General features: G+C 47.9%; 33 protein-coding genes. 16 read left to right on the top strand and 17 right to left on the bottom strand.

From position 1 onward, the window contains the following. Nucleotides 1-34 precede the first annotated feature (34 nt). The 4 genes from CWC22_RS23660 (at nucleotide 35) to CWC22_RS23645 (ending at nucleotide 2,473) form a co-directional block, all read left to right on the top strand. Entirely contained in the window at nucleotides 35-400 is a 366-nt protein-coding gene (locus tag CWC22_RS23660; RefSeq protein ID WP_125560318.1) for a hypothetical protein, read from the top strand. Between the two features lie 130 nt (nucleotides 401-530). Beyond that, nucleotides 531-821, top strand: coding sequence for a YciI family protein (locus CWC22_RS23655; RefSeq protein WP_125560320.1), 291 nt, complete (start codon nucleotides 531-533; stop codon nucleotides 819-821). A gap of 253 nt (nucleotides 822-1,074) precedes the next feature. Then, complete coding sequence (locus CWC22_RS23650) at nucleotides 1,075-1,878, top strand: SDR family oxidoreductase (RefSeq protein WP_125560323.1); 804 nt, start codon at nucleotides 1,075-1,077, stop codon at nucleotides 1,876-1,878. Nucleotides 1,879-1,984: 106 nt separating this feature from the next. Continuing rightward, nucleotides 1,985-2,473, top strand: a complete 489-nt coding sequence (locus CWC22_RS23645; protein ID WP_125560325.1) for a DUF2314 domain-containing protein — start codon at nucleotides 1,985-1,987, stop codon at nucleotides 2,471-2,473. 175 nt (nucleotides 2,474-2,648) lie between these two features. Here CWC22_RS23645 and CWC22_RS23640 read toward each other — a convergent pair whose 3' ends face one another. Beyond that, nucleotides 2,649-3,131 (bottom strand): GNAT family N-acetyltransferase, encoded by a 483-nt coding sequence (locus CWC22_RS23640; protein WP_049865601.1) that lies wholly within the window; start codon nucleotides 3,129-3,131, stop codon nucleotides 2,649-2,651. 101 nt (nucleotides 3,132-3,232) lie between these two features. Here CWC22_RS23640 and CWC22_RS23635 point away from each other — a divergent pair, with 101 nt between their 5' ends. Beyond that, nucleotides 3,233-4,162 carry a LysR family transcriptional regulator gene (locus tag CWC22_RS23635; RefSeq protein WP_138536977.1) on the top strand — a complete coding sequence of 310 codons (930 nt, stop codon included), beginning with the start codon at nucleotides 3,233-3,235 and terminating at the stop codon, nucleotides 4,160-4,162. A gap of 84 nt (nucleotides 4,163-4,246) precedes the next feature. On the opposite strand, the gene CWC22_RS23630 is transcribed toward CWC22_RS23635, so the two are convergent. After that, the gene (locus CWC22_RS23630) at nucleotides 4,247-5,182 is read right to left on the bottom strand and encodes a LysR family transcriptional regulator (RefSeq protein ID WP_138536979.1); all 936 of its coding nucleotides are present in this window, start codon (nucleotides 5,180-5,182) and stop codon (nucleotides 4,247-4,249) included. Nucleotides 5,183-5,323: 141 nt separating this feature from the next. Here CWC22_RS23630 and CWC22_RS23625 point away from each other — a divergent pair, with 141 nt between their 5' ends. Continuing rightward, entirely contained in the window at nucleotides 5,324-5,947 is a 624-nt protein-coding gene (locus CWC22_RS23625; protein WP_138536981.1) for an FMN-dependent NADH-azoreductase, read from the top strand. A gap of 68 nt (nucleotides 5,948-6,015) precedes the next feature. On the opposite strand, the gene def is transcribed toward CWC22_RS23625, so the two are convergent. From def to CWC22_RS23610, 3 genes are all read right to left on the bottom strand, one after another. After that, on the bottom strand, nucleotides 6,016-6,531 hold the full coding sequence (gene def / locus CWC22_RS23620) for a peptide deformylase (RefSeq protein WP_138536983.1): 516 nt from the start codon (nucleotides 6,529-6,531) through the stop codon (nucleotides 6,016-6,018). An 81-nt stretch (nucleotides 6,532-6,612) separates the two neighbouring features. Next, a complete protein-coding gene (locus CWC22_RS23615; protein WP_138536985.1) occupies nucleotides 6,613-7,581 on the bottom strand; it encodes a GlxA family transcriptional regulator in 969 nt (322 codons plus the stop codon). Between the two features lie 20 nt (nucleotides 7,582-7,601). Beyond that, the gene (locus tag CWC22_RS23610; protein ID WP_138536987.1) at nucleotides 7,602-8,147 is read right to left on the bottom strand and encodes an isochorismatase family protein; all 546 of its coding nucleotides are present in this window, start codon (nucleotides 8,145-8,147) and stop codon (nucleotides 7,602-7,604) included. Nucleotides 8,148-8,382: 235 nt separating this feature from the next. Here CWC22_RS23610 and CWC22_RS23605 point away from each other — a divergent pair, with 235 nt between their 5' ends. Beyond that, complete coding sequence (locus tag CWC22_RS23605; protein ID WP_010384442.1) at nucleotides 8,383-8,568, top strand: hypothetical protein; 186 nt, start codon at nucleotides 8,383-8,385, stop codon at nucleotides 8,566-8,568. A gap of 256 nt (nucleotides 8,569-8,824) precedes the next feature. Here CWC22_RS23605 and CWC22_RS23600 read toward each other — a convergent pair whose 3' ends face one another. Genes CWC22_RS23600 through CWC22_RS23585 form a run of 4 tightly spaced genes read right to left on the bottom strand, consistent with a single transcriptional unit; the run spans nucleotide 8,825 to nucleotide 11,585 of the window. After that, nucleotides 8,825-9,424 (bottom strand): SCO family protein, encoded by a 600-nt coding sequence (locus tag CWC22_RS23600; RefSeq protein WP_138536989.1) that lies wholly within the window; start codon nucleotides 9,422-9,424, stop codon nucleotides 8,825-8,827. Then, nucleotides 9,417-9,818: a hypothetical protein gene (locus CWC22_RS23595; RefSeq protein ID WP_138536991.1), complete on the bottom strand. Its 402-nt coding sequence runs from the start codon at nucleotides 9,816-9,818 to the stop codon at nucleotides 9,417-9,419. Before CWC22_RS23595 ends, CWC22_RS23600 begins: the two co-directional genes overlap by 8 nt. A gap of 4 nt (nucleotides 9,819-9,822) precedes the next feature. Further along, entirely contained in the window at nucleotides 9,823-10,380 is a 558-nt protein-coding gene (locus tag CWC22_RS23590) for a hypothetical protein (protein WP_138536993.1), read from the bottom strand. Then, a complete protein-coding gene (locus tag CWC22_RS23585; RefSeq protein WP_138536995.1) occupies nucleotides 10,377-11,585 on the bottom strand; it encodes an MFS transporter in 1,209 nt (402 codons plus the stop codon). Before CWC22_RS23585 ends, CWC22_RS23590 begins: the two co-directional genes overlap by 4 nt. A gap of 159 nt (nucleotides 11,586-11,744) precedes the next feature. Between CWC22_RS23585 and CWC22_RS23580 the strand changes: the two genes are divergently transcribed. Next, nucleotides 11,745-12,704 (top strand): LysR family transcriptional regulator, encoded by a 960-nt coding sequence (locus CWC22_RS23580; protein ID WP_138536997.1) that lies wholly within the window; start codon nucleotides 11,745-11,747, stop codon nucleotides 12,702-12,704. Here CWC22_RS23580 and CWC22_RS23575 read toward each other — a convergent pair whose 3' ends face one another. Then, complete coding sequence (locus CWC22_RS23575; protein ID WP_138537000.1) at nucleotides 12,705-13,466, bottom strand: isocitrate lyase/PEP mutase family protein; 762 nt, start codon at nucleotides 13,464-13,466, stop codon at nucleotides 12,705-12,707. A gap of 140 nt (nucleotides 13,467-13,606) precedes the next feature. On the opposite strand from CWC22_RS23575, the gene CWC22_RS23570 reads away from it, so the two are divergent. The 3 genes from CWC22_RS23570 (at nucleotide 13,607) to CWC22_RS23560 (ending at nucleotide 17,163) form a co-directional block, all read left to right on the top strand. Beyond that, nucleotides 13,607-14,497: a LysR substrate-binding domain-containing protein gene (locus CWC22_RS23570; protein WP_138537002.1), complete on the top strand. Its 891-nt coding sequence runs from the start codon at nucleotides 13,607-13,609 to the stop codon at nucleotides 14,495-14,497. Nucleotides 14,498-14,840: 343 nt separating this feature from the next. Then, the gene (locus CWC22_RS23565; protein ID WP_138537004.1) at nucleotides 14,841-15,824 is read left to right on the top strand and encodes a permease; all 984 of its coding nucleotides are present in this window, start codon (nucleotides 14,841-14,843) and stop codon (nucleotides 15,822-15,824) included. 79 nt (nucleotides 15,825-15,903) lie between these two features. Next, nucleotides 15,904-17,163, top strand: coding sequence for an NAD(P)-binding domain-containing protein (locus tag CWC22_RS23560; protein ID WP_138537006.1), 1,260 nt, complete (start codon nucleotides 15,904-15,906; stop codon nucleotides 17,161-17,163). Here the strand turns inward: CWC22_RS23560 and CWC22_RS23555 are convergent. After that, nucleotides 17,160-17,519, bottom strand: coding sequence for a metalloregulator ArsR/SmtB family transcription factor (locus CWC22_RS23555; protein WP_343224677.1), 360 nt, complete (start codon nucleotides 17,517-17,519; stop codon nucleotides 17,160-17,162). The genes CWC22_RS23560 and CWC22_RS23555 overlap by 4 nt on opposite strands. A 513-nt stretch (nucleotides 17,520-18,032) precedes the next feature. Here CWC22_RS23555 and CWC22_RS23550 point away from each other — a divergent pair. Next, complete coding sequence (locus CWC22_RS23550; RefSeq protein WP_138537008.1) at nucleotides 18,033-18,866, top strand: DUF4437 domain-containing protein; 834 nt, start codon at nucleotides 18,033-18,035, stop codon at nucleotides 18,864-18,866. Between the two features lie 52 nt (nucleotides 18,867-18,918). Here the strand turns inward: CWC22_RS23550 and CWC22_RS23545 are convergent, their stop codons facing one another. After that, the gene (locus CWC22_RS23545; protein WP_125560363.1) at nucleotides 18,919-19,275 is read right to left on the bottom strand and encodes a RidA family protein; all 357 of its coding nucleotides are present in this window, start codon (nucleotides 19,273-19,275) and stop codon (nucleotides 18,919-18,921) included. Between the two features lie 256 nt (nucleotides 19,276-19,531). Here CWC22_RS23545 and CWC22_RS23540 point away from each other — a divergent pair, with 256 nt between their 5' ends. From CWC22_RS23540 to CWC22_RS23525, 4 genes are all read left to right on the top strand, one after another. Beyond that, nucleotides 19,532-20,155 carry a DUF2589 domain-containing protein gene (locus CWC22_RS23540; protein ID WP_049866568.1) on the top strand — a complete coding sequence of 208 codons (624 nt, stop codon included), beginning with the start codon at nucleotides 19,532-19,534 and terminating at the stop codon, nucleotides 20,153-20,155. Nucleotides 20,156-20,230: 75 nt separating this feature from the next. After that, complete coding sequence (locus tag CWC22_RS23535; RefSeq protein ID WP_125560365.1) at nucleotides 20,231-20,731, top strand: DUF2589 domain-containing protein; 501 nt, start codon at nucleotides 20,231-20,233, stop codon at nucleotides 20,729-20,731. A gap of 24 nt (nucleotides 20,732-20,755) precedes the next feature. Further along, on the top strand, nucleotides 20,756-21,361 hold the full coding sequence (locus CWC22_RS23530) for a DUF2589 domain-containing protein (protein WP_138537010.1): 606 nt from the start codon (nucleotides 20,756-20,758) through the stop codon (nucleotides 21,359-21,361). Nucleotides 21,362-21,364: 3 nt separating this feature from the next. After that, entirely contained in the window at nucleotides 21,365-21,586 is a 222-nt protein-coding gene (locus CWC22_RS23525; protein ID WP_125560369.1) for a hypothetical protein, read from the top strand. Nucleotides 21,587-21,645: 59 nt separating this feature from the next. On the opposite strand, the gene CWC22_RS23520 is transcribed toward CWC22_RS23525, so the two are convergent. The 5 genes from CWC22_RS23520 to CWC22_RS23500 form a co-directional block, all read right to left on the bottom strand. Next, entirely contained in the window at nucleotides 21,646-23,094 is a 1,449-nt protein-coding gene (locus CWC22_RS23520) for a dihydrolipoyl dehydrogenase (RefSeq protein ID WP_138537012.1), read from the bottom strand. A gap of 84 nt (nucleotides 23,095-23,178) precedes the next feature. After that, nucleotides 23,179-23,907: a glutathione peroxidase gene (locus CWC22_RS23515; RefSeq protein ID WP_125560373.1), complete on the bottom strand. Its 729-nt coding sequence runs from the start codon at nucleotides 23,905-23,907 to the stop codon at nucleotides 23,179-23,181. A gap of 196 nt (nucleotides 23,908-24,103) precedes the next feature. Beyond that, the gene (locus CWC22_RS23510) at nucleotides 24,104-26,284 is read right to left on the bottom strand and encodes an ATP-binding protein (protein ID WP_138537014.1); all 2,181 of its coding nucleotides are present in this window, start codon (nucleotides 26,282-26,284) and stop codon (nucleotides 24,104-24,106) included. 69 nt (nucleotides 26,285-26,353) lie between these two features. Further along, complete coding sequence (locus CWC22_RS23505; RefSeq protein WP_230090676.1) at nucleotides 26,354-26,497, bottom strand: helix-turn-helix domain-containing protein; 144 nt, start codon at nucleotides 26,495-26,497, stop codon at nucleotides 26,354-26,356. After that, a complete protein-coding gene (locus tag CWC22_RS23500) occupies nucleotides 26,460-26,891 on the bottom strand; it encodes an SDR family NAD(P)-dependent oxidoreductase (protein WP_230090675.1) in 432 nt (143 codons plus the stop codon). The genes CWC22_RS23505 and CWC22_RS23500 overlap by 38 nt, the downstream gene beginning before the upstream one ends. Nucleotides 26,892-26,943 lie beyond the last annotated feature (52 nt).

Raw genomic sequence — 26,943 nt, 5'->3', positions numbered from 1 at the left:
AAATTTTAACAAATTACATTCAAAGGATTTGAACATGTTATATCGAATTTCCGGTTGGTCAGCTATCGTTCTTTCCCTGCTGGCGTTATATCCAAGCTATCAAACGGGTGCTCTGTCTGTTATCGGATTCTACCTCGGTTTATTCGCACTGATCCTCTCTTCTTTTGCAAGTCATACCGGAAACCTCTTTTATTATCGCAGCGTATTTGTACTTTCTGTGTTAAATGTTTTCTTTGTAAATGATGGCACATGTGTGATGTTATTAGCTGAGAATAATGACTGGGTATATATAGGATCTATGTATGGCATCTTTATTGTTATAAGCAGTATATGTGGCTTTTTGGTCAATAAAGACAGCTTTTTGGTGAATATGGCGCCTAAAGTCAAACGTGTGCGGTAACGTGTACACTAACGCATGTAATGATTACTTAATACAGCGCTGGTTTACAAAACGATTGAGGACTTATACACTTGTGGTGGTTTTTAAAACAACTGCATTGATAATATGAATGCGCAAGGAGCGGTGGAGAGTGTTTGTCGTAAATATCACGTACACCGTTGAACTAGAAGAAGTTGATGCGCATTTACCTGCCCACGTTCAGTTTTTGCAGCAATATTATCAGCAAGGTGTTTTTTTAGCGTCTGGCAGAAAGGTTCCCAGAACAGGGGGAATGATTTTCGCTACCGCAAAAAACCAAACCGAGTTAGAAGCAATTCTACACAACGACCCTTTTTATCTCGCCGGACTGGCGAATTACGAGATCACAGAAATTGAAGTAAGCAAGACTGCCAGTGGTTTATCACAACTGCTAACCCTTTGAATCAGCATTTATGTAGTGCTGAATACACCCTATGACTGAACGTTCTATCAGGACGTACATTTGTGGTGGTATAGCAGAGTGGCCACACGCCAGTTTTGATGCTTTGATATCAATTTAAGCTTACGTATTTTCCTACTCTGCATGGTATCGTTGCGGCTTTTTCTGCCAGCCTGGCTCTGACTGCGTTTTGGTTATTCTGTTTATAGCTACCACTTTGCTGCAATTTAACAGATTGCTATAAATGGAGAATATTATGCCCAGACTAAATAATAAAATTGCCCTGATCACAGGTGCTGCACGTGGCATTGGTGCTGCGGTTGCCACATGCTTTATTGAGCAAGGAGCCACGGTGATCATCACAGATAAAAATGCTGAAGAGGCACAAAAACTATGTGACACACTCGGTGAGCGTGCGCATTTCCATCTGCTCGATGTGTCTGAGGAGTCACATTGGCAAGCAGCTGAAGGTTTTGTGCGAGCCCGGTTCGGTCGACTGGATATTTTGGTTAACAATGCCGGTATAACAGGGTTTCTGGAAACTGCGGGCCCTCATGACCCTGAGCACTTAGATTTAGCGAGTTGGCATACTGTGCAACGCACCAACAGCGATGGCGTTGCACTTGGCTGTAAATATGGGATCCGGCTTATGAAGGCTTCTCAGGCTGCCAGTATCGTCAATATCTCCTCGCGTTCCGGTTTGGTCGGGATCCCGGCCGCAGCAGCTTATGCAGCGAGTAAGGCCGCTGTACGTAATCACAGTAAATCAGTGGCCCTGTACTGTGCTCAACAAGGCTATCCTATTCGTTGTAACTCTGTGCACCCGGGTGCCATTTTAACGCCTATGTGGGATGCCATGTTAGGTGAAGGAGAAGCTCGGGATGCGGCAATTGCCGGTATTGCTGCCGATATTCCGCTTGGACACATGGGAAATGCTATGGATGTGGCCTATGCGGTGCTTTATCTGGCGTCTGATGAGTCTGCTTATGTGACAGGGATCGAGCTGAATATTGATGGTGGGATCCTGGCTGGCAGCAGCGCCGCGCCTAAATCAAATTAAGCCATATCAAACCAGGCCGGTATAATCTTGATACCGGCTTTTGTCCGGCTAATTAGTTTGCTAAGCTCAATTCAACAGATGTCGCAATCACAAGGAGTTTGAGCCTATGTATTGGGGTTTAGTTGTTGTCTTTATTGTGTTGGCCTTTTGGCTTCACAACCGTTATAGCTCCAGCTCTGAGGATTACCCCGCGCTGGAGACTGACCCAAATGATCCTTTGCTGCTCCAGGCTGTGGCAGATGCCAAAGCGTCATTAGATGAATTCAAATCCCTGTATCGCCAATTTCCCAAAGATGCTTTCGTGAAACTCGACTTTGAAAGTGACTGTGGTGTCTCTGAGCACCTTGGTGCGCACGTTGAGGGGATAAAAGGTGATGAGATCAGTGTTTTTTTAGTCACGCCACCAGTCACGCATCAAGGTAAACTTGCGCATAACTACACCTGCCACTTCGATGACATTGAGGACTGGCAGATCACAGACAAAGACGGCAACATTTATGGCGGATTCACGCAGCGCGCCATGTTTGCGATCGCTGAACGTGAAGGCGTTGAACTGCCCCGTGAACTTCAGGAAATGCAGGGCAAATACGTTTAACTTTGCGCCATGGCTTTTTGGCTGCGCATTTGGCTAGGTCACTCAAAAAGAGACTCTTCTTCATGACACTGCTGCCCGCAGGCGCCCTTTACATGAATGATGGCGATGGTAATAAGCGCTGTTAACTTATTTGATGCAGTTAAACCGAGAGCAGGGCGCATTTTTGTGTCTTGAGTTAAGGTTGTTCGGCAAACGCTCTGAGTTCATCACCTGTCAGGCGATAAATGATCCATTCGTCCTGCGGTTTGGCGCCAATGCTGTTGTAGAAATCGATCGCTGGCTTGTTCCAATCGAGCACTACCCATTCAAAACGGCCACAGTCTTTTTCGATGGCCAGTTGAGCCAGAAACTTCATTAATGCTTTACCTGCGCCCTGCCCGCGCTGATCTTGAGCAACATACAGATCTTCCAGATACAGACCGTATTTACCAAGCCAGGTCGAATAATTAAAGAAATACACGGCAAAACCGATGGCCTCGCCCTCTTGTTCGCAGATCAGGGCGTGAGCGCGTACATCATCGCCAAATAGTTTTTGCTCAATATCCGCGACTGTATTGAGTACTGCGTCTGGCTCTTTCTCATAGATGGCTAATTCATTGATAAAATGCAATATTGTTGCTGCATCGTCTTTTTGTGCGTGGCGGATCGTGATACTCATCGGCTGTTTCTTTCCAAAGTTGACATGATGGTTACTCAGTGTAAGCTCAATTCATAAATGAATAAAGTGCATAGATTGCACGTGCTAAATGTATATTATTAATGAAACACTTGCCTAATCTGGATCTTAATCTGCTTAAACTGTTTGCTGCTTTGTATCAGAATGGCTCGGTTACGCTCTCTGCTGAGCAGCTGAATCTCAGTCAGTCTGCATGTAGTCACGCACTGACCCGGCTCCGCGAGCGTCTGGGTGATGAACTATTTGTGCGGGTGAATAATCGCATGCTGGCAACCGCGCATGCACATCGGCTGGCAAAGACCGTGTTACCGGCTTTGCAGATGCTGGAAGGAGGGTTGCAAGAGGCCAGTCCGTTTGATGCAAATGAACCTCATACACTCACGATAGCGGTGACCGATTACACTGCCTGGTGTCTGCGACCTTTTGTGACTCATTTGGTTGGCTTGTTTGACAATCTGGATATCCGCTTTGTCCAGCTGGAGGAACGTATAGCAGAGCAGGCTCTGAAAGAAGGTAGCCTGGATTTGGTATGTGGATTTGCGCATCAGCAGGAATTCTCGGAGGGCCTGACCCAGCTTAGCTGGTTTGAAGATGCTTACGTGACAGTATGTTGTCAGTCTCACCCATACAAACAACAATTAGATTTGAGTACCTTTATAGCATATCCGCACATATTGATTGCGCCATGGAATGAGCGTCGGGGGATAGTCGATAAAGCATTGGCAAAAATTAAGAAATCCAGAACCATCGCAGTGACAACCCCACATGTGTTGGTGGCGCCAACGTTGCTACCAGAGAGTGATATGTTGCTGACTATGCCCAGGCGTTATGCCTTGCAGGTGTGTGACAGATTAAACCTTCAGTTACAGCCGCCACCGCTCCCGGTGCCTGACTACCAGTTAAAGTTGTATTGGCACCGGACGCGCAAGCGCGATCCTAAAATTGGCTGGTTTATTACTCAGTTCTGTGACTTTCATGAGCTAGACCATGATGAAACCAAGTTAGTAAAATAGTGATCTGTTAGCTGACGCCGCCAATACCGGTGTACTCACTAAGATATCTAATTTAGTTTATATAATTCAATGTGTTAATTCAGATCAGAATTTTACCATATCGGCAGCATGAGTACGCATATAGTCACATATAAAGTCGACGCTGAGTTTTATATTCGGTAGCTGATACTTGGCGTGTTGATACACCAGGTTTATTTCTACTGTGTCTATCTTACCAGGCGACAACTTATGGTGCTGTGCAACGGGCGTTACCTGGTTTTTTAGGTGTGCGGGGAGCAGCCAGTCGGGGGCCAGTAACAGGCCTTCGCCGTGAGCAAGCGCATCCAGTAAAGTTGCACTGTCATTGCTGATCAGAACTGGTTGACTAGACACAGGCTGCCAGTCGCCTTGCTCGTGTGCCCACCATGGGACGAGGGCTGTTTTACTGCGAAACATGATGGCCGGACAGCGACAGAGTTGCTCGATAGACCAGTTGGTGGTGCCAAATTGTGTATTTAGTCGATCAGCCAGTTTGGTGTGCGCCCACAGTGTAAAACCACTGCGAATAAGCGGTTTGGCGATAAGACGGGTATCGTCAACCGGTCCACCCCTGATCGCCAGATCGACAGAGTCTTGCCCGAAGAGTGCATATTCATTGGTGTAGTCGAGGTCTAGCAAAATATTTGGAAATTGCTGGCGAAAACGCCGAAACAAGGGTACCAGCAGCGCTTTCGATAGGCCGGGAGGCGCACTGACTTTTAGCGTACCACTCGGATTATCAAAGCTTTGTGAGATCAGTTCATCGGCGTAAGTCAGCTTACTGAGGATCTCACCAATATGTTGATAGTAGATCTGCCCTAACTCTGTAATACTGACGTGGCGAGTCGTTCGTTTGATCAGTTCGATCCCCAGTGACGCTTCCAGATCTTTAATTCGTCTTGATACAGAAGAAGCGGGCACCGAAAACTCCTCGGCAACAGCGCTGAAACTATTTAATTCAACAACACGCTTAAAATAGCGCAGTGCTCTGAGCTTATCCATTGTGATCCAAGATGCTTTTCTCTCAGACAATCTAGTTTATTTTTGTCTAAAAGACAAAACTGATTTGTGGCTGATACACTTTTTCGTAAGCCATCTTCGCGCAATAATATCTGAAATTTTCAGAGATACTTAGTTATTACTATGACAAAACAAGTGCTTATTATCAAATCGAGCCCGGCAAACGAATTTTCTGTATCCAGTGAGATCGCTGATTATTTGCAATCACAATTGCAAAATAAGAATGAAAGCTTGGCTTTCACAGTACGCGATTTGAGCCAGACGCCTGCACCAGTTTATGATAATCAAATCCTCAATAGCTTTTATGGTGATCAGGATGCGCTCACGGCAGAGCAAACAGCGGTTGCACAACCATCATTACTTTATATCGATGAACTAAAACAGGCTGATATTATTGTCTTTGCGTCTCCCATGCATAACTTCAGTGTGACGAGTTTGATGAAAAATTACATCGATCAGATCTGTCGTTTTGGTTTGACCTTTTCTTATTCAGAGCAGGGTCCGAAGGGGTTACTGGAGGGTAAACAGGCCGTCATTATTGCCAGTGCGGGAGCTGATATGTCGATGCCAGAAATGCATGCCATTGATTTTCAGGTACCCTATCTCAAACAGGTGCTTGGCTTTATTGGTATTGCAAACATTGATGTGATCACCGCATATGGGATCAGCATGCCACACATTGGCAGTGAAGTGGCGACCAGGCAAGCGAAAGCTCAGGTGGATCACTGGGTGAATGCTGTCGTTTGAGTCCACATAAGCCAGCAATAATTATGTTAAATTAAACCATGCTGGCTAATATCTGAGCATAGTATAGTTTAAGCGCTTTGTTTGCTTTGCGCTTTGACGTATTTTTTTACTTTTTTCATGGCCATTTGGCGTTTGAGTGGCGACAGATAATCGATAAACAAGTTGCCCGACAAGTGATCGATTTCGTGCTGCATAACAATGGCCAGAAACTCATCGCTTTGCACTGTAACGGACTCTCCATTGCGGTCAAGTGCTGAGACTGTAACCTCAGTGTAGCGTTCAACATTGGCAAAATAATCAGGGACAGATAAGCACCCCTCCTGCCCCATTGCTTTGTTACTGCCACTTACTACTTCAGGGTTGACGAGGATCAGTGGATCGTTGCGTTCGTCTGATATGTCAATGATCACAATCGCTTCTTCACGGCCAACCTGAGTTGCTGCCAGTCCAATACCGTTGCTGGTTGCGTACAGGGTGTCGAGCATGTCGTCAATCAGGGTTTGAACTGACGCGATGTCGGTTACCGGTTTAGCTGCTACGCGTAATCTGGGATCAGGTGTGGTTAGAATTTCTAAAATTGCCATCTTATTATTGTTATATCTCTATGAAAAATAGCAGTTTAATACTTAATACAGGGTAAAGCCAGAGAAACGCAAGCGTATCGCTCACTGTTGATGGGCTTGGCGGTATTGCGAGGGAGATAGCGTTTCAAACTGGCTCCAGATACGACGAAAATGACGAGCACTGCTGTAGCCACAGGCATCAGCGATGGCCTCTATTTGGATATTACTCCTCGACAGGAGCGTTTTGGCATGAGCAACTTTAATAGCACTCACATATTCGCCAGGCGTGATCCCGAGATTTTGCTTGAACAACCTGCTCAGCTGGCGAACTGACAGGTTGGCCGCATTTGCCAGAGTTTGCAGGCTGTGCGGATTATCTACCTGATTGCACACTAAATCTTGCACCTGATGTAAGGCTCGGTGCATATGGTTGCGATGACAAAGCCAGGGGCTAAGCTGAGGATCTTGTCCATTGCGACGAAAGTACACCAGCATCTCTTTGGCAACCCGGGCTGCAATGTGTTCACCGAATAACACTGAGACAAAGTGTAGTGTCATATCGATACCGGAACTGATGCCTGCACTACTGAATAGCTTACCATCCTGGACAAAAATACGATTGTCAGCAACTTTACTGGCTCTAAATGTGCTGCGAAAGCGCTCAATGAGCGCAAAGTGTGTGGTGCAGGCTTTATTTTCCATTAATCCGGCTTTGGCTGCCAGTACTGCTCCTGAGCAGATGGATAAGATATATGGGTCATATCTGGCCTGTGCCTTTAGCCATTGCTGGGTGCGTAAACCAGCCGGATTGTTATAGGTTGCAAAGGCGTCATTGCAGCCCGGTAATATGACCACGTCGGTTGCATTCAGCTTAGCAGGTAAGGGCTTGAGTTGATGCAATCTCAGGCCACCATCCATAATTTGCGTGTCTTCGGCACTGACATAATGTATGTCGATGGCCTGTCCTGCGCGCTGTGCCTCAAGCAACACTTGTAACGGTCCTGCCAGATCAAGGGGTAAGGTGTCATTGAGCAGTACAAAATAAAATTGTCTGGGTGTTGGCATGGTCATGTGTGTTTTTCCCGGTGGTTTTATGCCAGATAGTCGCGTGTTCGATGAACGGTTGCAAACCGCTCTGCCAGTACCAGCTCTGTCCGGGTCTTTATGGCTTGTGCACTAAAATGTTTTCCACTGGGATGATGTTGCATATCAAAGGTTAACGTGGCGTCAGTCACAAATTCAACGTCAAATCCCAGATCGCTGGCTATACGTGCTGTTGTTTCGCAGCACTGTTCTGTTCGAATACCTGAAATTACGACGCAGTCTATCTTAGCGCGCTTCAGCCATGTAGCCAATCCCGTATCGGTAAAGGCATTATGTACCGATTTATAAAAAGTTTTATCAAACTGAGTATCCAAAAATGCCATAGGTTTGACAAATCCCGACGCCGGGTTGAAGGGGCTGTCTGCAACATCTTCCCGACTATGAAGAATTTTGACTACTTTCCACTGGTTGCGCTGGAATGCCCCAATCAGCTGGGTCAAATTATGTTGAAAGTCGGGGATATCACGCACAGACCAGTAAGGGGTGTGATAGAAGGAATCCTGAGTGTCGATAACGAGTAGTGCTTTATTCATGAGTTGTTTTCCTGTTTGTATATTGAGTGTGTTTGTTGAGATTAGTGTAGGGGCATTAGGGGCAGGAAAAGAGACGAATTATAGACATAGATAGGACCTATCTGGCCTTTAGTTGGTGGGGTGTCAGCTCAGGGGGCTGAACAAAAAAAAAGTCCAGAGTTGACAGGTGTTTAAAATGTATATACGTTGTATATACATAGGGGCTTTTGAGATGCCCTCTTGCAGGAAGCAAAGCATGGCGAACAACAAAGATGCACAATTGATTGTGCGTATTAATAAAGCGCAAAGAGATGAGTTTGTTGCCTTGTGCAATGAGCTGGACACGTCTTCTTCCCGCGAAATTAGAAAGTTTATTAAGCGGTTTGTGAAAAAACACAAGCCAGAGCAAGAGAAACCGGTCAAAGGAGATCAGGATGGCTAAGAAAGTTGATGTTAAAAAGCTAAAGAAAGAAGTACAGAAACGTACTGGTAAAATCGCAAAACATGAAGCGAAAATCAAAAAGCTGAAAAAAGCGATCAAAAAAGCGAATTAATCGCGTGAAAAGGCAACCACAGGTTGCCTTTTTCTTTGCCGTACTTTTTTGTAAAGCCCCTTTACACGCAGACATCCTCATTGGTAATCACTTGATGTAAATAGTCCTCTCAAGCCCTCGTTGATAATCAATAAAGTTAATTTCCTACTGGTTTATGAAGCTGTTAAGTTGCTGAGCGAGTTCAGTCAGATCAGTATCTATATTAAAACGTCCGCGCAGTTTGCCCTCTGGACCAATTAAATAAAGCATAGTGGAATGGGCAACCTGGTAATTGTCCGGCTTTGCGGTAACCTGAAATTGCGCCCCGAGACTGCGAGCCAGTAATTTCAGTTGTTCTCGGTGACCCGTAACCCCCATAAAGGAGTGACTAAAATAGCGTACATATTTATTGAGCGTAGGTGTTGAGTCTCGTTTCGGGTCGATGGATACAAACACATACGCCACTGTTCCTTCGGTGGAGCGTGTTGTTAAGTGTGTTTCCAGAGACGCTAGCCGGGACAGTGCCGTTGGGCAAATATCCGGACAATGTGTGAACCCGAATATGACGATTGTCCATTGCCCGAGTAGTGCGTGTTGATCAAATGTGCCGTGTACACTGTGTAACTCAAAAGGGCTCAGGTGTCGCTTTGTTTTTTGCATGATTTGCTGCGTGACGACAAATTGAGCTGGTTGGGCGACTGGGAGCAGCATACCCAACCCTAAGCCGAACAACAGCGTCGACAGTACTGCGTACTTGCTATGCATTAATTTGCTCCTTTTTTACATGCCAGCAAAGCCATAGTCCCAGCAAAGCGGGTAAAGTGACGCCCGCAAAATCAATGAGCAGAAAAATAGGCCCGCAGATCCCGACCAGCACTTCCCAAAAGTGAAATAATGCGTGACAGCTTAACCACAAGGTAGGAAACAGCCATATCTGAAAACGGTAGCGAGTATAAAAAGCGCCGTAGCTAAATGCCCCACCAATCAGCATATACAACATGCCGATATCGCGAATAAAATGCTGATTATAAAAGCCCCGATCGGGCACGCCGGGCACACTCCAATACCACTGCTGTGGATAGAAGAGCATAAACACGCCATTTGCCAGCGCCGCCAGCCCCAGCAAGACAGCAATGGAGGTGATGACTTTTTCGCTCATAATATTACCCTGTTATTGCATTGTTTTTGTCTGGCGGGGTCAGTGTTTGCTCTTTCACGACGACACGGCTGCATGCTTTGCCATGCCCCAGAGTATATTTAAGCGCCGGGTAGACACGACATGAGCTGATACTAAAGGCAATGGCGGTCAGTCCCTTATCTCCCCACTTTGAAAGGATATGTGGACGAATATCATCAGCACCGGGATTGTGGGCCAGAACCTGGTCGGTAAACTCCACGATTTGCGCCAGTTCATCAGGTAGTGCTGCAAGGTCCTTATTGATAATTGCACTGACCTGAGTGGCGGGCACGCCGGCTTCCAATGCCATATTGACCAGCAACTGAGTGCAGGGACCACAGTCGTCCCACAAAATGGCGCGTAATTTGGCTGCATACAAGGGGGCGGCAGGTAAACCGCCACGATAATCTGCCATAGACTGAAACTTCAGATATTTAAAAAAAGCACTCAGATCCGCAGATAGCACATCCTGCATATAGGTGACGTCGTAGTCGTATTTTTTCTGCATCGAAATGAGCATTTTGTTCAGTATGTATTTGATCATCGGATACTCCTTGTGGTTTGGTAATCTTGTTCAGGCGTTGTGGCTAGTTGAGATTGCGCGAGCCTGGGGGTTTTTAGTGGCCCGAGCAGCATTCCCAGGCTGAGGGCAAGTAGTGCAGCAAAGGTGCTCAACATCGTGGTGAAGACATCGCTGTTGAGTAACGCGGAACCGAGCAGCGGCCCGGATGCCATTCCGACACTGGATACTACCGCTGCGAAGGAAGAGAGTTGCCCTGAGCTGTCCAGCTCTGCCGTCACTGCAAGCAAATAGGCGTGTACCGCTGGCCAGGCAAAAAACAGCAGGGCCAGTGCAAGCGCGTAGATCAAGTCAAAGTGTGCGAAGCAAAGCAGTAAGGCAGCTATGGCTGAAAGTGAAATACCGCCACTTAAGCACACTGCGCGGTGTGCCCTGTTTGGATTGAGTATGGGTAATAACGCGCCACCTAGCCCCAGTAAGCCCGTCATTGCAATCGTCTGACTGGTCTGTTGCTGTGACATCCCTGCCGCCAGCCCAATTTGACCTGCATAGGCCCAGATCCCACTTGCTGCGACCAGATAGAGCAGCATCGCCAGCAGTAACGGGCTGCTCTTGGCTGATAGCTGCAAGCGTTTTGTCTGCTGTTTGGTGTGAGTTTGGGCCGGTAATGCGGGTAACAAGGGCAAACATAACAGGGCCAGGCACACCAAACCCGCCATGGTGTAAAACACCGCGTAGTCACCCAGCAAGGCTTCAAGCAGCGGTATGGCATAGATAATCATTGAGCCGATACTAAACTGAATCAACAGTAATGCGCCGAACGCTCTGTCGGGGTTACTTAAACGCGCGAGTGTGGCAAATGACACACCTACGCTAAACCCGCCTAGTACACCGGCGATAAATCGCCAGACCAATAAACTAGTGTAAGTGCTCCACGCAGCGGTACAGAGTTCCATAATGCACAATGCGAGGAAGGTGATGAGTAAAGCTTGCTTCCAGGCAATATGGCGAACCACAAAGATGGCGCAGATACTGCCCAGTAATGCACCATAGCCGTTGCTGGCTACCAGTGTGCCGGCTTGTTGTGGGGAAAAACCAATGCCGCCTGCCAGCGCGTCCACGACCGCAGGTAAAAAGTTAAGGTAGGCCAGCCCGGCCATGGCTACGAATGCCAGGCAAAAATAACTGACCCATGAGTTTGCTGCACTGTTTGCAGTACGATTTAACATAGTCTGTCGCCTCCTGAGTATCTTTGCGGATACTTTAAGTGGCTGCGAGAGGTTGAAAAACCACAGTTCTGGCCATTTAGTCGTGAATACTATTCATGAATAATTGCTGATATAGTGCCAGTATCTAAGGTGTTTACCCAAATCACAGGACTGACTATCATGGATAAACTGAGATCGCTGACCTTGTTTCTGGCAACCTGTGAAGAGCAGAGTTTTGCGGCTGCGGCGCGGGTTTGCAATACCGACCCCTCCACCATCAGTAAAGCCGTGAGCCGACTGGAAGCTGAGCTCGGGGTGACTTTATTCCAGCGCTCCACCCGGCAACTGAAGATCACGGCGGCCGGGCGCCACTATGCACAAACCGTGCGTTCAAGCATTCTGGCATTGTCCAGCTGTGAAGATGAACTCAGGCAGCTCAATGATGCCCCCAGAGGGCGGTTACGCGTCAATTCAGCGGTGTGTTATGGACATTTGTATTTGCGTCCTTTGCTCAAAGCGTTTTGTCAGCGTTACCCGGAAATCACACTGGAACTATCCCTTGATGATATGCATGTGGATATTATTGAGCAGGACATTGATGTGGCATTACGCACCGGCTTTGTCAAAGACAGCCGTCTGGTTGCGCGCTGCCTGAGTCCGATGGATTTTGTGGTCTGTGCGTCACCAAACTATCTTAAGCAGCACGGCACGCCTGTTAGTCTGGACGATTTCAACGGACATTCTTGGATAGGCTTTAAAATAAAAGAAACACAGCAGCTGCAACCGATTTTTTTGCCAGATGCAGACGGCGTTTATCAACTCTGTGAGCTACATCGCACGCATATTACGGATGATGGTGAAGCCATGGCCCAATTGTGTGCTGATGGCTTCGGGTTCGCTCAGTTGCCGCATTTTCTCGCCAAAGCAGGACTCAAAAGCGGGGCTTTGGTATCGCTTTACCCCGCGTTCAGAGCACCTATGCCAGACAGCGGGGTGTTTGCGATTTACCCAAAACGCGCCTATTTGCCTGCCAGAGTACGGGTATTCCTGGATTTCCTGGTCACCGCTTTGGAAGCACAACAAGAAACACCAACCCATACCTGGGCGCAGCACTGGCCGCCGCATGTGCAATTTGATTGATCAGCCGAATAAAGGTGCACAGTTGCCCTGCGAGCGGATCTCCTGGAGTTGCTGGGTTAGGTGGGTGTACATCCCTTCAAAGGCAAAATTGCCCATACTGATCCGTTTCACCCCGAGCGCACTAAGCGTGTCAAAATCGGCCAGATCTGGCATTGCCATGACATTCAGGGGTAACTGACAAGTCTCTGTGATGGCCTGAATATCTGCTTGCTGGGTAATACAAGGTAAGAACAAACCATCGGCGCCCGCTCGCTGATATGTAGATGCCCGATGCAAGGCTTCCTCGCGCGCGTTGTCGAGACCCAGTAAGAAGGCATCGCAGCGCACATTAATAAAGATATTAGTCTGCTGAGTGGCCAACTCATGACGTACGGCCTTTAATCGTGCCGCAAATTCATCTGCATCAGTTAAGGTGCGGACTGTATTTACCAGACTGTCTTCGAGATTAACTCCGACCACACCCAATTGCGCAAGTTGTTGAATGTGCTTTGCTATTGTCTGTGGATCACGGCTGTAACCGGCCTCAATATCAACGCTCAGAGGTAAGTCGGTGGCACGGCTGATCCGAGCAACCAAAAAAAGGAGTTCGTCGAAAGACATGTGTTCGCCGTCATCATAGCCCAGTACGCTGGCAACGGCTGCGCTGGAAGTTCCCAGTGCCTGATATCCTGCTTGTTGTGCTGCTTTAGCACTGGCGGCGTCCCAGACATTGGCTAGTAAAAACGGGCTTGTTTGTTGATGTAATTGTTTGAATGCTTGCATATTATCTCACTGATATTATCACTGTTTTGTGGTCACTATAGTGCGGTTACCCGGTTTTAAAGACCAACGATAAAAATCGACTTGTATTATAAGCTCAGCTTATAATACTTTCTGTCCTGGAATTCGGAAGTGCCCGTATCGTGTTCAAAAATATCAATTTGCTGGTGACATTTGAGTGTGCGGCAAGACATCAGAGTTATAGTCTGGCCGCCGCCGAATTATGTATTTCGCAGGCCGCAGTCAGTCAGCAGATGCGGATGCTGGAGCGGCAGCTGGGGCAACGGTTATTTGTGCGAGTCGGCCGACATATGCAGTTGACTCAGGCCGGGTGTACGCTGGCAGAGCATACCGGACCGGCCTTAACTATGATCGATCAAGGCATTAATAGCCTGCGTCAGGAAGAATTGGCGGGGGAGCTCAGCATTAGTTCTACGCAGGCATTTAATACCTTGTGGCTGATGCCCAGATTGCAGGAATTCGCCAGCTTGTATCCACAGATCCGCATTCGTCTGCACTCTTCCGCGAGTTTTGAAGACTTGAGACACGCTCGCATTGATTTGGCGATCCGTTTCGGCACACAGGTCGAAAAGCACACCCCAACCACGCTGGCTTGTGAGTATTTTGGCGCTTCACCTGTGTTACCCGTATGCTCCGCGCAGTTGGCTGCATCTTTACCGCTCAAAACCCCGGCCGATCTGCTGGATACCTGGCTGGTAACGTTGGAGCAGCCCGGTGCATATGACTGGCCAAGCTGGTTTGAGGCGCAACAGGTAGTAGATTATGTCGATCACCCACACTGGACCTATGTTAATAGCACGGATATGGCACTCAGCGCTGTGGCCAACGGCCATGGTGTTACCTTGGCTGTGCCATATCTGTTTCGCCGTCAGCTCGATAACGGTGAACTCGTTATTCCGTTCCAACTGCCCCACCCCAACCCGGTGAAACGCTATCTGGTTTACCACCCTAACTCCGCCCGGATAGCGCGCTTACAAACGTTTATGAACTGGTTAAAAGCGCAGGAGATATAGCGTTATATGGGCTTTCGCCCAAGTAAAAATTGGCCATTTGCAGCCAGGCTTGAGCATATTAAAGCTACGGCTGTGATTGAGTTGGGTTTAACGCGTATGTTTTTTGATTCTCTTATACAACGACCTGCTTTGGTGGCATACGTATGTCCAAGACTGACCACCGTCTATCTTTTTCATGACAAATACATATTAATTTCATAAGTTTATTGGCTTTAATCTATCGTTTCCGGGTGACAAACATGTAGAGTTTCTACAAGTTATTTCTATAATATTGGAAACATAGATTGATCTAATTTTATATTTCTATAATACTGGAAATATAAAATTAGATCAGGAGAGATGTATGTCACCAGAAATGCAGGTCATGCTTAAAGAAGCGGCCGATATGTTTGTGTTCCTTGCGCTGGAGTTAACCGTGTTATTTCTAGTCGTAAGCTATTTGGGGGGTGTGCTGCAGGAGTACATCACGCCTGAAAAGGTGAGGGAAAATTTGAGTGCCCGTAAAGGTAAGGGCTATATGATTGCGGCGTTGCTGGGAGCAATCACACCGTTTTGTTCCTGCTCAACGATCCCGTTTTTAAAAGGGTTACTGCAGGCACGGGCCGGGTTTGGGCCCGTTACCGTTTTCTTATTTTCCAGTCCACTGTTGAACCCCATTGTTATTGGCTTATTGATTGTGACATTCGGCCTGGATGTGGCGGTGTTCTATTTTTCGGTTGCTCTGATCACGTCGGTCGTGTCGGGCTACTTGCTGGAGCGACTGGGGTTTGAGCGTTATGTTAGGGATGAAGCCTATCAGGCTGCGGTCAGTCAGTCTGCTTGCAAGGCTGGCCAGACGAGCAAAGAGATGCCGCTTAACCTGGAAAGTAGTCAATGTGGTGGTAAGAAAAATCCCGACAGAGACATAAAACAGGTAGAAAACCGCTGGTTGCGAATTTGGCGAACAACCTGGAAAGACTTCCTCGCTACCCTGCCCTATTTACTACTTGGTATCACCATAGGATCCTTCATATATGGCTTTGTGCCCACAGAGCTCATTATTGACTATGCCGGTGAAAACAAATGGTATGCCATTCCACTTGCCGCAGTCATTGGTATTCCCTTGTATATCCGAGCTTCTGCAGTGATCCCTCTGAGTGCCGGTTTAGTGCAAAAAGGTATGGCACTGGGGTCGGTCATGGCGCTGATCATTGGCAGTGCTGGTGCCAGCCTGACCGAAGTTATCCTGCTTAAATCCATTTTCAAAACGCAGATGATCCTGGCATTTCTGGGTGTGGTACTCGGGATGGCGATGGCTGCCGGGTACTTATATACCCTTATTTTCTAGCAGTTTATTTGTTTTTTAGAGGTTGGCAGGCTAAGCCGACCGCCTGAGTTAGATACGATTAATCAAGAGGTAACCTGATATGAAACCAATCAAAGAAGTCATTATTATTGGTGCCGGACCCATTGGCCTGGCTGCGGCTGCAAGACTGCTGGAAAAAGGGATCCGCCCCACCATTATTGAAAAAGGTGACACCGCAGGGGCTGCAATGTTGCAATGGGGACACGTTAGCCTGTTTACGCCCTGGTCCTATATGCTGGATGAGGCCGTGGTAAACCTGCTGACTGAGCATGGCTGGCCCGGCGTAGACGCCAATGTAACTCCTACTGGTCGGGAAGTCGTCGAACACTACTTGCAACCTGCGGCCAAATTACCCGAATTGGCGGAGCATATCCGCTATGGTACTGAGGTCTTTGGTGTGTCTAAAGCCGGGGTCAGTAAGCATACTACGCAAGGTCGTGACAGTGCACGTTTTGTTGTGCATTGTCGAAATGAGTTAGGGATCCAGGTACTGCATAGTGATGCTGTGATTGATGCTTCCGGTACCTGGTCGAGTCCAAACCCGCTGGGGCTTGATGGTTTATCTGTGCCAGGTGAGTTGGCCAATCAGCAGAGTGTTTATTATGGTATCCCGGACATTCTGGGCACTCAGCGAAGCGATTTTGCAAGAAAACGCAACTTGGTGGTGGGTGCCGGCCACTCGGCAATGAATATCGCACTGGATTTACTTGAGCTGCAAGCGGCAGAGCCAGGTACCGAAGTGACCTGGGGCATGCGTAAAAACAACATCGATAAGCTGCTGGGCAAAGGCATCAACGACAAAGTGCCTGCGCGCCGGCAGCTCGGGTTGGCGGCCAAAAAGGCCATAGAAAATGATACACTAAAGCTGGTTTCTCAATTAGAGATCAAAGAAATTGTCCGGGCCGGGCATGGGCTGAATATCCGTGCTTTGGCGGGAGGAGCTGATATCGGGATACAGGTCGACAACATCATTGTTGCGACCGGCTTCAGGCCTGACCTGGAGATGTTGCGAGAATTAAGGCTGGATTTGGACCATATTGTCGAAGCACCAATGCGGCTTGCACCATTGATTGACCCAAATTTGCATAGTTGTGGTTCAGTGCGTGCACACGGAGTTGATGAGTTGTCTCATGATGATGCGCACTTTTACATTGCGGGTATGAAATCCTATGGACGTGCCCCGACCTTCTTAATGCTCACCGGGTATGAGCAGGTGCGCTCGATTGTCGAATCTCTGGCGGGTAATGCAGAGGCCGCTCGCTCGTCTCAGTTGAGATTTCCTGGTGCACCAAAGGCGCAACAGGGCGCATGTTGTGGCTAGCTTGGCTCGCCCTGAGCGGTATCACATGTATTGCTGCAGCTGGGATCGTCTGACTGATTGACACAACACTCTTCTTGCAAGAATCCGATCAGCTCAATCAGTGCATCGTATTGAGGCACGCAGTAAAGTGTGCGGCTTTCTCGCCTTTGCTTGACCAGCCCCACTTTTACCAGCCGATTAATATGATGAGACAAAGTAGAACCCGGCACATCTAGCGCAGCCTGTATTTCGCCAACGGGTACGCCATGCGTGCCCCCTTTCACTAAATATCGGAAAATACTTAAGCGGGTGGTGTGTCCCAGTTCGGCGAGCTTATCTGCCGCAGATGCCAGTTCCATATCTTGCTCCTCATTCATATAATTCCATAATACTGGAAATATATGAATGAGGCAAAACGGCTTTTTCAGAGCTAGCCCTTTGCTCGTTATCACTCAGTTGCACAGGTCAGTAAGACGTTACCTGAGCACCAATTTGTCTGCCGGTCTTGCGTGACCCGTGAGCATGTCTTGTGTAAGTTGGGGTTTCGGTATTGTACTGTAAGCCCCCTTTACAGCCGTGCCGCCAATTACAATTGAGCCTTTGCGAGGGAACATATAAAGCCAGCCTTTAGTCCGCAAAGATGGTGAAAATGTGGGTGAGCAACAACAGCGTGCTTCTTTGCAACATGTGTATTCCTTATTCTGAGTAGCTGGAAACTTGATCAAACCTATAACGCCTGCCAGCAGGAATTGGGGTGAAAAAGTGCAGTTTTAGGGTGATTATCAATCAAACCTTGATAATCTTTCAACCCGTAGCCAATTTATCGTTTGTATCTGAGGGCTTAAACTGATGTACATTCAGTTTGTCGTTTTCACAGGAAGATTATCTTCGTGGTTAAATCCAGTTTATTCAGCGCGTTAATTATTTCGGCATGTTTTTTCTCTCACGCTTTGAAGGCTCAGGATAAGGGTTTGGGCAGTAATGAGGTAACGATTATTAGCACCGAGCAAATTGAATGGGGTCATCTGAATCCGGCTCGGGGTGATAAGAGCCCGAGGGCTGCGAACTTGTGGGGAGACAGAACAAAACCTGGCGCGACTGGCATGTTGGTGAGATTTGAACCTGGCTTCTCGTCACCGCCTCATATTCATAATGTGTCTTATCGCGGTATTGTGATAGAAGGCCTGCTGCATAACGACGACCCTCAGGCCAAAGCGATGTGGATGCCACCGGGATCTTACTGGACTCAACCGGCTGGGGAAGATCACATTACGTCCGCCAATGCACCGGGCAATATGATTTACCTTGAAATAGACGAGGGTCCTTATTTGGTAAAGCCTTCTGCCGAACAATTTGATAATGGTGAGCGGCCTGTCAACCTTCACTATGCGAATCTGACCTGGCTGGATCAGCATACGTCAACACAGCTTAAGGGCGCAGATATTCAACTGGCAAACTTATGGCAGCAAGATCAGTTGACAGGCGTGTTGGTGAAATTACCTGCAAAATCAAAGGTGACCTTGTCCAGCACTGGTACAGAATTTAAAGCGGTGGTGATCCAGGGGGCCATTACTGTCTTGCGGGCAAACACTCAGAAAAGCCCGAAGTTACGAGCTGGTAGTTATCTTGCCGCTCAGGGGGCTGTACAAATGGCGTTGAGTGCCAAGGCACCTACCCTGCTTTACGTGAGGACAAACCAGGCATTTCACATGATACGTGAATAGGTCAGGCGTGTTCGAGAAAATTAGCCCGGCACAAAAAACCGGGCTGATTATTTTAGGCTGGGTTGATCTCAGCTGCAATCACTGAAATCTCTACCAGCAAGGCGTCTCTAGCCATAGCCGCTTCTACACAAGCGCGGGCAGGTGCGTGGCCTTCAGGTACCCAGGCATCCCACACTTCGTTCATTTCACTGAAATACTGCATGTCTTTGATATAGATTGTGGCAGATAGGATATGCTCACGATCACTGCCAGCCTGAAGCAACAGCTCATCGACTTTCTCAAGCATAGTGGCGGTTTGTTCCTTAATGCCCTGCTCTGCGTCTTTACACACCTGACCACATAGATAGATGGTGCCATTGTGTTTGACGATGCGGCTCATGCGTTGTTTGGTATCAATTCTCTGTATCACGGGTGGTCCTTTATTCAATAAATAGTGGAACAAATAACAGGCTTTGATGGTATCACTGCCTGTTGCTCTGTGTAAGTGCTTTTGTCCCTTTATCCTCCAGCCTGTCTTTGCCAGATGTCCCCGAATTATTGCCTTAAAGCACCGATTGTTATTTCTGCCTGACGCCTAACATGGCATCCAACGTTGACCTGGTAGTGAACGTTATCTGAGGCGACATGATGTCGCGAATTTAAGTGTAATTTTTGAGGAGAATTTTATGTCTGGACTGGTATCTATGGCGCAGCAATTCAGTGGCTTACCTATGAAGTCGCTGATCGGTGGCCCACTGAAAGCTGCAACAGATGCAAATGGCATGATGGCACGTACGCAAACGCAGTTTATGCTTAGTACCTGCTTTGATAAATCAACCGGGGGGGCCCAGGGGAGTTCAAGTCAGCTCAAGCCAATTATGGTCGAGTTCACGCTGAGCCGTCCAGTGATCAAAGGCACAGCGACGTCTGAAGCGAATATCACGCTGAAGTTACCTTTGTTAACGTTGATCCCGCTGAACTCTCTGGCGGTGGATGATGTGAAAGTGCATTTCGAAATGGAAGTGTCCAGCTCAATGTCTAAGGACAATGAAAAGCAGTCTGAGCAGGAAACGGCGGCCAAAGCAGACATCACGGCAAAATACAATGCCGGCCTGTTCTCGGTAGAAGTCCATGGTTCTGTGTCGCACAGCAGTAAATCCAGTTCGAAACAACGTGAGCACTATGAGGCATCGAATAAAGCCAAGTATGAAGTGGATGTCCATGCTGGTCAGCTACCTTTGCCAACCGGTGTAACCACCATCATTAATGCCTTTACGAAGAACATCGACCCGATTATTGAAAAAGAGTAATCACCTGTACTAGCACCCAACCAGGGGAAGCCGTGTGCTTCCCTTTATTAACCGGATAAACACAAAGAGAATAACATGATCGAATTCCAATCACTCATGAAAGCGATCCACAAAGGGGTCAAAGATGCTGCTAAATCGGTTGAAGGCGAAACGCTGGATTTTGTGAAGCGCTTTTTTGATGAGCAAGATAATGGCAAAGGGAAAGCGCCCAGCTACTCACCCAAAACCTGCGCGATGGAGTTTCCCAGTCGCACAGAGCATGGCATAGACACAGTAAGTGCTGAGGTGCCTTTATTGGCGTTGGTGCCTATTTCTTCACCTCGTATCTCTGAAGTGAAATTTATTGCTGAGCTGGAGATCAGCAACAATGACCAAGATCAGCTGATGGTCGCGTTTGCCCGCAGCACAGCCAAAGCTGGTGGGCTGCGCAATAAGCTAATGGGCCAGCAGGATACTACTGAGAGCACGGCGAATGCGAGCCTGGAGATCACCTTGACTGGCAACGAACCGCCAGAAGGTCTGCAAAAACTGATTGAAGGATATGAGCGTGCACTCAGGGCGCAAATTCCAGGCTAAGCCACACAGTGTGAGGACTAAAGTATGAACAACAATATTGCGTCGCAATTTGCCGGTTTGCCTATGAAAGCACTGATCGGTGCTCCGCTCAAAGCAGCCACAGATGCCAATGCGATGATAGCAAATGCGCAAACTCAGTTTATTTTATCGACCTGCTTTGAAAAAGACAGCCATAACCACGGTCACCTGACGCCGGTGATGGTGACATTTACGCTGTCCCGTTCAGTACTGGAGAAAGACGGCAGTATCAGTAAAACCCCTTATGAAATGGAGATTTCAATCCCGCTGATGACGCTGATCCCGATCAACTCGCTGGCAATAGAGAAACTGAAAGTGTCTTTTAGTATGGAGGTGAAAAGCTCCAGAGAAATTAAAAAGCAGACATCACAGCAAAGCAAGCAGAGCCGCGCGCAGACTCGACAGCCCGAGCACGCGCATGAATTTGAAACAGAGCTACATGGCGCCTTGGCGAAATCTGGCAATCAGAGCCAGCAGCAATCGGGTTCGGCACATGCGAATTATGAGGTGATGCTCGAAGCGGGACAACTACCTCTGCCGCGTGGCATTACCACAATACTCGATATTTTCGCGAAAAACCTGACCCCTTTACCCCCTAAAAATGAGGATTAAACGATGAGTATAAAATCTAAAATTGACTGCCCTGAATGTGGCGTGCCTATCCATTTTGAATCCAGCCTGCTGTTGGCCGGTCAAGCGTTTTCCTGTTCTAACCCAAGTTGTGGGGTGACCATTTCACTGACTGCGACGGATAAAGAGGTGGTGTCTGATGCGTTTGATAAGTTTGAGCAGATGCGTAATCAAGCGACGCACCAGGCAGGTCGATACGATGCCTGAGCGGCGCGCCTGTGACTAGCCCGGCAGTGTATCAACACGCCCGGGCTATGGTCTAGCTGTTAAGCGCCCGGACCACATTCCATACAATGCTGGATGATATCCGGACCAAATTTGAGTTTGGCGTTGAGGTTTCTCAATGCAGTACGCAGACCTTCTTCGATTACCGGGTGGTAGAAGGGCATATCCAGCATCTGAGGTACCGTCATTTTATTTTGTACAGCCCAGGCCAGCAGATGCGCCATGTGTTCAGCTGAGGGACCGATGAACTCTGCACCCAGGAACAGGCCACTGCCCTGCTCTGCATACAGATGCATATACCCTTTGTTTTTAAGCATCACTCGGCTACGGCCCTGATTCTCAAAGCTTACCTCACCTATTGCAAAGCAACCACATTTACCATATCGCTCATTGAGTTGCTTAAAACTCTCACCGACCATGGCGATTTGCGGATCACTGAATACTGCCGCAATGGGCGCGCGTCTCAGGCCGTTACGCACATCCGGGAATCGTCCGGCATTTTGACCAGCTATAGTGCCCTGATCGGCCGCTTCATGTAACAATGGGATCTGATTGCTGGCATCACCAGCGATAAAAATATGGCTGTCGCCACATTGCATCGTATAGGGGTCGGCAAGCGGTACGCCGCGCTCGTCCAGTTCAATGCCGGTGTTTTCAAGACCCAGTTTATCAACATTGGGTACCCTGCCCGTTGCCGCCAGTACGAAGTCAAACTGCTCTGTTTGTGGTTTACCCTCGCGGTCAACATAAGTCAGCTGTGCCTTATCACCAACTTGCTTCATATCAGATACTTTGGCATCGCTGTCGACATAAAACTCTTCTGCGAAAACGGTATTGGCATAGTCCTGGATCTGCGGATCAGTCAGTGGTCCAATATTGCCCCCAACGCCAAACAGCTTAACATTGACGCCCAGACGGTGCAGTGCTTGCCCCAATTCGAGACCGATAACGCCCGGACCAAACACGGCCACAGACTCAGGTAAATCCTGCCAGTCGAATACATCATCATTGATGATAAGCTTGTCGCCAAATGCCTGAAAGAAGCCCGGGACATTGGGTCTTGAGCCGGTAGCGATGACAAACCGTTTCGCAGTGATCACGGTATGGTCGTCGATTTGAATCCGGTTGGCATCTAAAAAGCGTGCATACCCTTTGATCCGGTCTTGCTCAGGCAGCTCATCCACGGCTTCAAGTACAAAACCAACAAACCGGTCGCGTTCGCTGCGCACCCGTGCCATCACGGCTTTACCATCGATTTCTGGCGCTGTGGTATTGACCCCAAACTTGGGTGCTTCGGTGACACTGTGTGCAGCTTCCGCTGCGGCAATCAACAACTTACTGGGCATGCAGCCGACCCGTGCGCAAGTCGTGCCATAAGCACCGGCTTCGATCATTAACACTTTGTCAGTAGATTGTTTGGCATTTCGATAGGCGCTAAGCCCGGCAGTGCCTGCACCAATGACGACGACGTCAGTTTCAAGTTGTTTCATGTTTTACCTCTGAGCAAGGGGAGTTGTGGGGCTGTTAAGCCCCTTTACACTGATATTGGCCTAATAAATAGGCCGCTACGGGCATTATGCGAAGTGCGCATCCAGGTCGTCTGAGCCGCCAATGTGTTTACCGCCAATGAACACCTGCGGCACAGTTTCACGGCCAGACAGTGCTTTAAGGCTGGTCAATGTGGCTTGTTGACCTAACACCAGTTCTTCATATACCAGACCTTTCTCATCAAGAAGTGCTTTCGCTTTGGCGCAGAAAGGACAACCAGGTTTGGTAATAATTGAAACAGGCTGAGGTTTAACCTGCTCTGGGTTGATGTATTCAAGCATAGTATCGGCATCTGATACTTCAAACGGGTCGCCCGGTACGTCTGGTTCAATGAACATTTTTTCAATAACGCCATCTTTAACCAGCATAGAGTAACGCCAGCTGCGCTTACCAAAGCCTAAGTCTTTTTTGTCAACCAACATACCCATGCCTTCAGAAAACTCGCCGTTTCCGTCCGGGATAAGTGTCACATTCTCAGCTTCCTGATCTTTGGCCCAGGCATTCATGACAAAGGTATCATTTACTGAAATACAGACGATGTCGTCGACACCATTTTGTTTGAATACGCCAGCCAGCTCGTTGTAACGTGGCAGGTGTGTAGATGAACAAGTTGGAGTAAAGGCGCCGGGTAGCGAGAAAACCACCACTGTTTTACCTTTGAACAGGTCATCTGTGCTGATGTTTTTCCATTCGTCGTTTTCACGTACCGGGAAAGTTACCTGAGGAATTGTCTGACCTTCGATATTGTTTAACATACTGTTTGTCTCCTTTGATTTCGATGTAGCCATTATCAGGCCAATCGATTCATTTGTATAATGGGTTAAATTAATCAGTTCAATTGGAAAAATAGAATGAAAATCTCGCTCAGTGGGGTGCACTCATACGATGGTGCTTTCAGCCTAGTTCGAATTACTCTAAATTAAAACAGTAAAAAGGAAAAGGTAGCTGGGTTTAGTCGCCTGAGGGCGCTCGCGCAGTGAGAGGAAGTGTCAGTGTGACCCGCAGGCCGCCTAATGAACTGTGAGACAAGGACAGGTGTCCCTGGTGTAATTCTGTGAGTTTCTGACAGATTGACAACCCCAGACCAGAGCCACCCAGATCACGACTGCGGGATTTATCGCAGCGATAAAGTCGCTCGGTGAGACGAGGCAAGTCTTCGTCACTGACACCCGGGCTGGAATCTTCAAAGTGACATACCAGTTGCTCATCTTGTTGGGCAATGGTGACACTGACCTGACCGGGTTTGTTACTGTAATGGCAGCTGTTACGTGCCAGGTTGTTGAAGATCTGATGCATCCGGTTAATATCGCAGGTAACCTCCAGCGTTTCTGACAGTGTGTTTTGTGCATTGAGTGTCAGGTCGTTTTGCGCCACCAATGGCTGGATTGCACTGAGCAACTCATCAAACAGTGCTTTCGCGGGTCGGGTGTGCAAATCCAGTTGCAGACTATGTGTGTCTGCCTGCGCCAGTTCATAAATATCAGCAATAAGCGTATTTAACATAGATAAGCGGCTTTGCATCAGGGTGTAAGTGGCGTCCGGGTCCGTAATGAGGTTGTGCTGGAGTGCTTCGATATTCAGTTTGAGTACGGTCAGAGGCGTTCTTAGCTCATGGGATACATCCGCCAATAACTGCTGTTTGAGCGTCAACGCCTGGTTTAGTACCGCAGTCTCTTTCTCCATTACTTTGCGTTTTTTCAGATGGTACAGGTAAAACATCAGGAAAAAGTTCAGCAGCACGATAATCGCAGCTGCCAGGATAACACTTTGTAGTTTGTTCTGGCGTTTTTGTTCATCCAGTCCGCTTTGCAACTGATTCACTTTGAGCGTTTCTAAATGGAGTTCAGTGTCACGCTTTTTGGCTTCCAGGCGGGTTAACCGCGACTGCTCTGCTTGTTGCTCGAGTAATTCAGTAGCCTGCGTCTGATAGCGCAGTGCTGATGCAAAGTCTGGTTGTTGTTGATAGGCAAATGCGAGCACTTTAGCGGCTTCCACCATAGTGCCTGTTGGCATAGGCTTGAAAGAAGGCTCAAGTTTCTCTATTGCAAGGTTTGGATTTTGATGGCTCAATGCGTTTGCATACATCACCAAGTGTTTCAAGTATAGTTCAGGGTTTGAGTCCGACGTGATTAAATTCAAACCCTGCCCAATTAGTTCAGCGGCTTGTGAGTAGTTCTTTTTAGCTAGCGCTACACGCCCCAGTCCTGCGATAGCCCAACCCAAGTTACGTTTGTGTGATAGTGTTTCGTTGATCGCTTTTGCTTGTTCAAATGCGGCCCGTGCGCTGTTTAGATCATTGAGTCTCAGATATTGTTCGCCAATACGAATTTGATTTTGCCCCATATAAAGGCGTTCGTTCATTTGTTGATCGTATTGATAAGATTGTTTGAAAGCATTAAGCGCAGCCTGATGATCGCCAAAGTCGATAAATATTTCAGCCAGACCATAGTAGGTCGCTGACACTGAGTCCTTGTTTGGTGCTTTTTGTTTTTTTAGCCAGTCTAATTGAGTCTGACGACTTTTCAATGCTCGGTCGAGCTGGCCAAAGAGCTTGTATATTCTGGCTTCTGTATCAAACGCAGCATTGTGTAATGGGATATTGTTATCAAGCTCAGCATAGTGTTTTGCAAGTGTAACATGTTCGATTGCACCCAAATCAGGACTGCCTTTTGCAACGGCATTGGCGATCATTCGATGGGAGTGACTGAGCATTCGCCAATCCTGTGTGCGGGAGAAAAACTCGCTGGCTCTAATAAAATGTGTTTGGGCAGTTTGAATGTCACTCAGGCGATATGCCAGATCACCACTAACCCAGTGATATTTGCCTTGCATAGAATCGTCAGGGTGCGCGCTCAAATGGATCGCGAGTGCATCCAGCCTGTGCTGGGCGCGGTTGTATTCCCCCAGCCGTACCAAGTGTAAAGCCGTTCGATGCAGCACATAGGTTCGCTGCTGCGCCGTGAGTGTTGATTGCGTGAGTAAAGCCTCACCTTCTTCTAGTACAGCGTGGAAATCTTTTTTCCCTTTTAGTGGGAATTTTTGCTCATAGGCGGCAAAGTCTGCGCTGTGTGAGACCGAAGGCCACAGCACACTGAGTTGGGCAGTAAAGGTTAAGGCGAGTAAATTTTTCAAAATCAGCGTCCAAAAGGATGACACTAAATTTTATGTGTAACGAGAATAAACGCCTATCCAACTTTTCTATTAAATTGAATAACCCTTTTTTACACCGTGCTCATTCTGGTTTCTGAAGTGGCCTGGAGGGAAGCCATTCCATTGGTTAAGCGCACGAATAAAAGCATTGGCATCACTAAAGCCCAGCAAAAAGGCGATTTCCTGCAAAGACATACTTGAGCGACGCAGGTACTGTCGGGCAAGGTCGGATCGCAATAAGATTGCTGATATTGACTTGTATCATGTCCAGATCGGCCTGCAGTTCACGTTCATGAACAAAGCCATGATCCCCAAATCCGGCGTTGTTGATCAGGATATCAATTTCGATATCCTGGCGTTTTGTTTCGTTGTAGATTGCTTGCGCTGACGTCGGGTCGGTGAGATCAGCCGTGATCACGCAAGCGTTGACACCATGGGTTTGTTCCAGCTCTTTTTTCAGGGCATTGAGCTTGTTTTCAGAGCGGGCGACCAGAACTAGGTCACCGCCCTGCTGGGCGTGTAAGCGCGCTAGTTCTAAACCAATACCAGAAGATGCGCCTGTGATCAGGGCTGTGTTTGCGTAAGTCATGATGTCACCTTGTTACCAGAAGTTATGCGCTCATTGTAGAAGCTGAACTCAC

Source organism: Pseudoalteromonas rubra (assembly GCF_005886805.2).
GTDB classification, from domain to species: Bacteria; Pseudomonadota; Gammaproteobacteria; order Enterobacterales; family Alteromonadaceae; genus Pseudoalteromonas; species Pseudoalteromonas rubra_D.
Note: the sequence above shows the minus strand (reverse complement) of the source record. Positions and strands in the feature narration are given on the sequence as shown.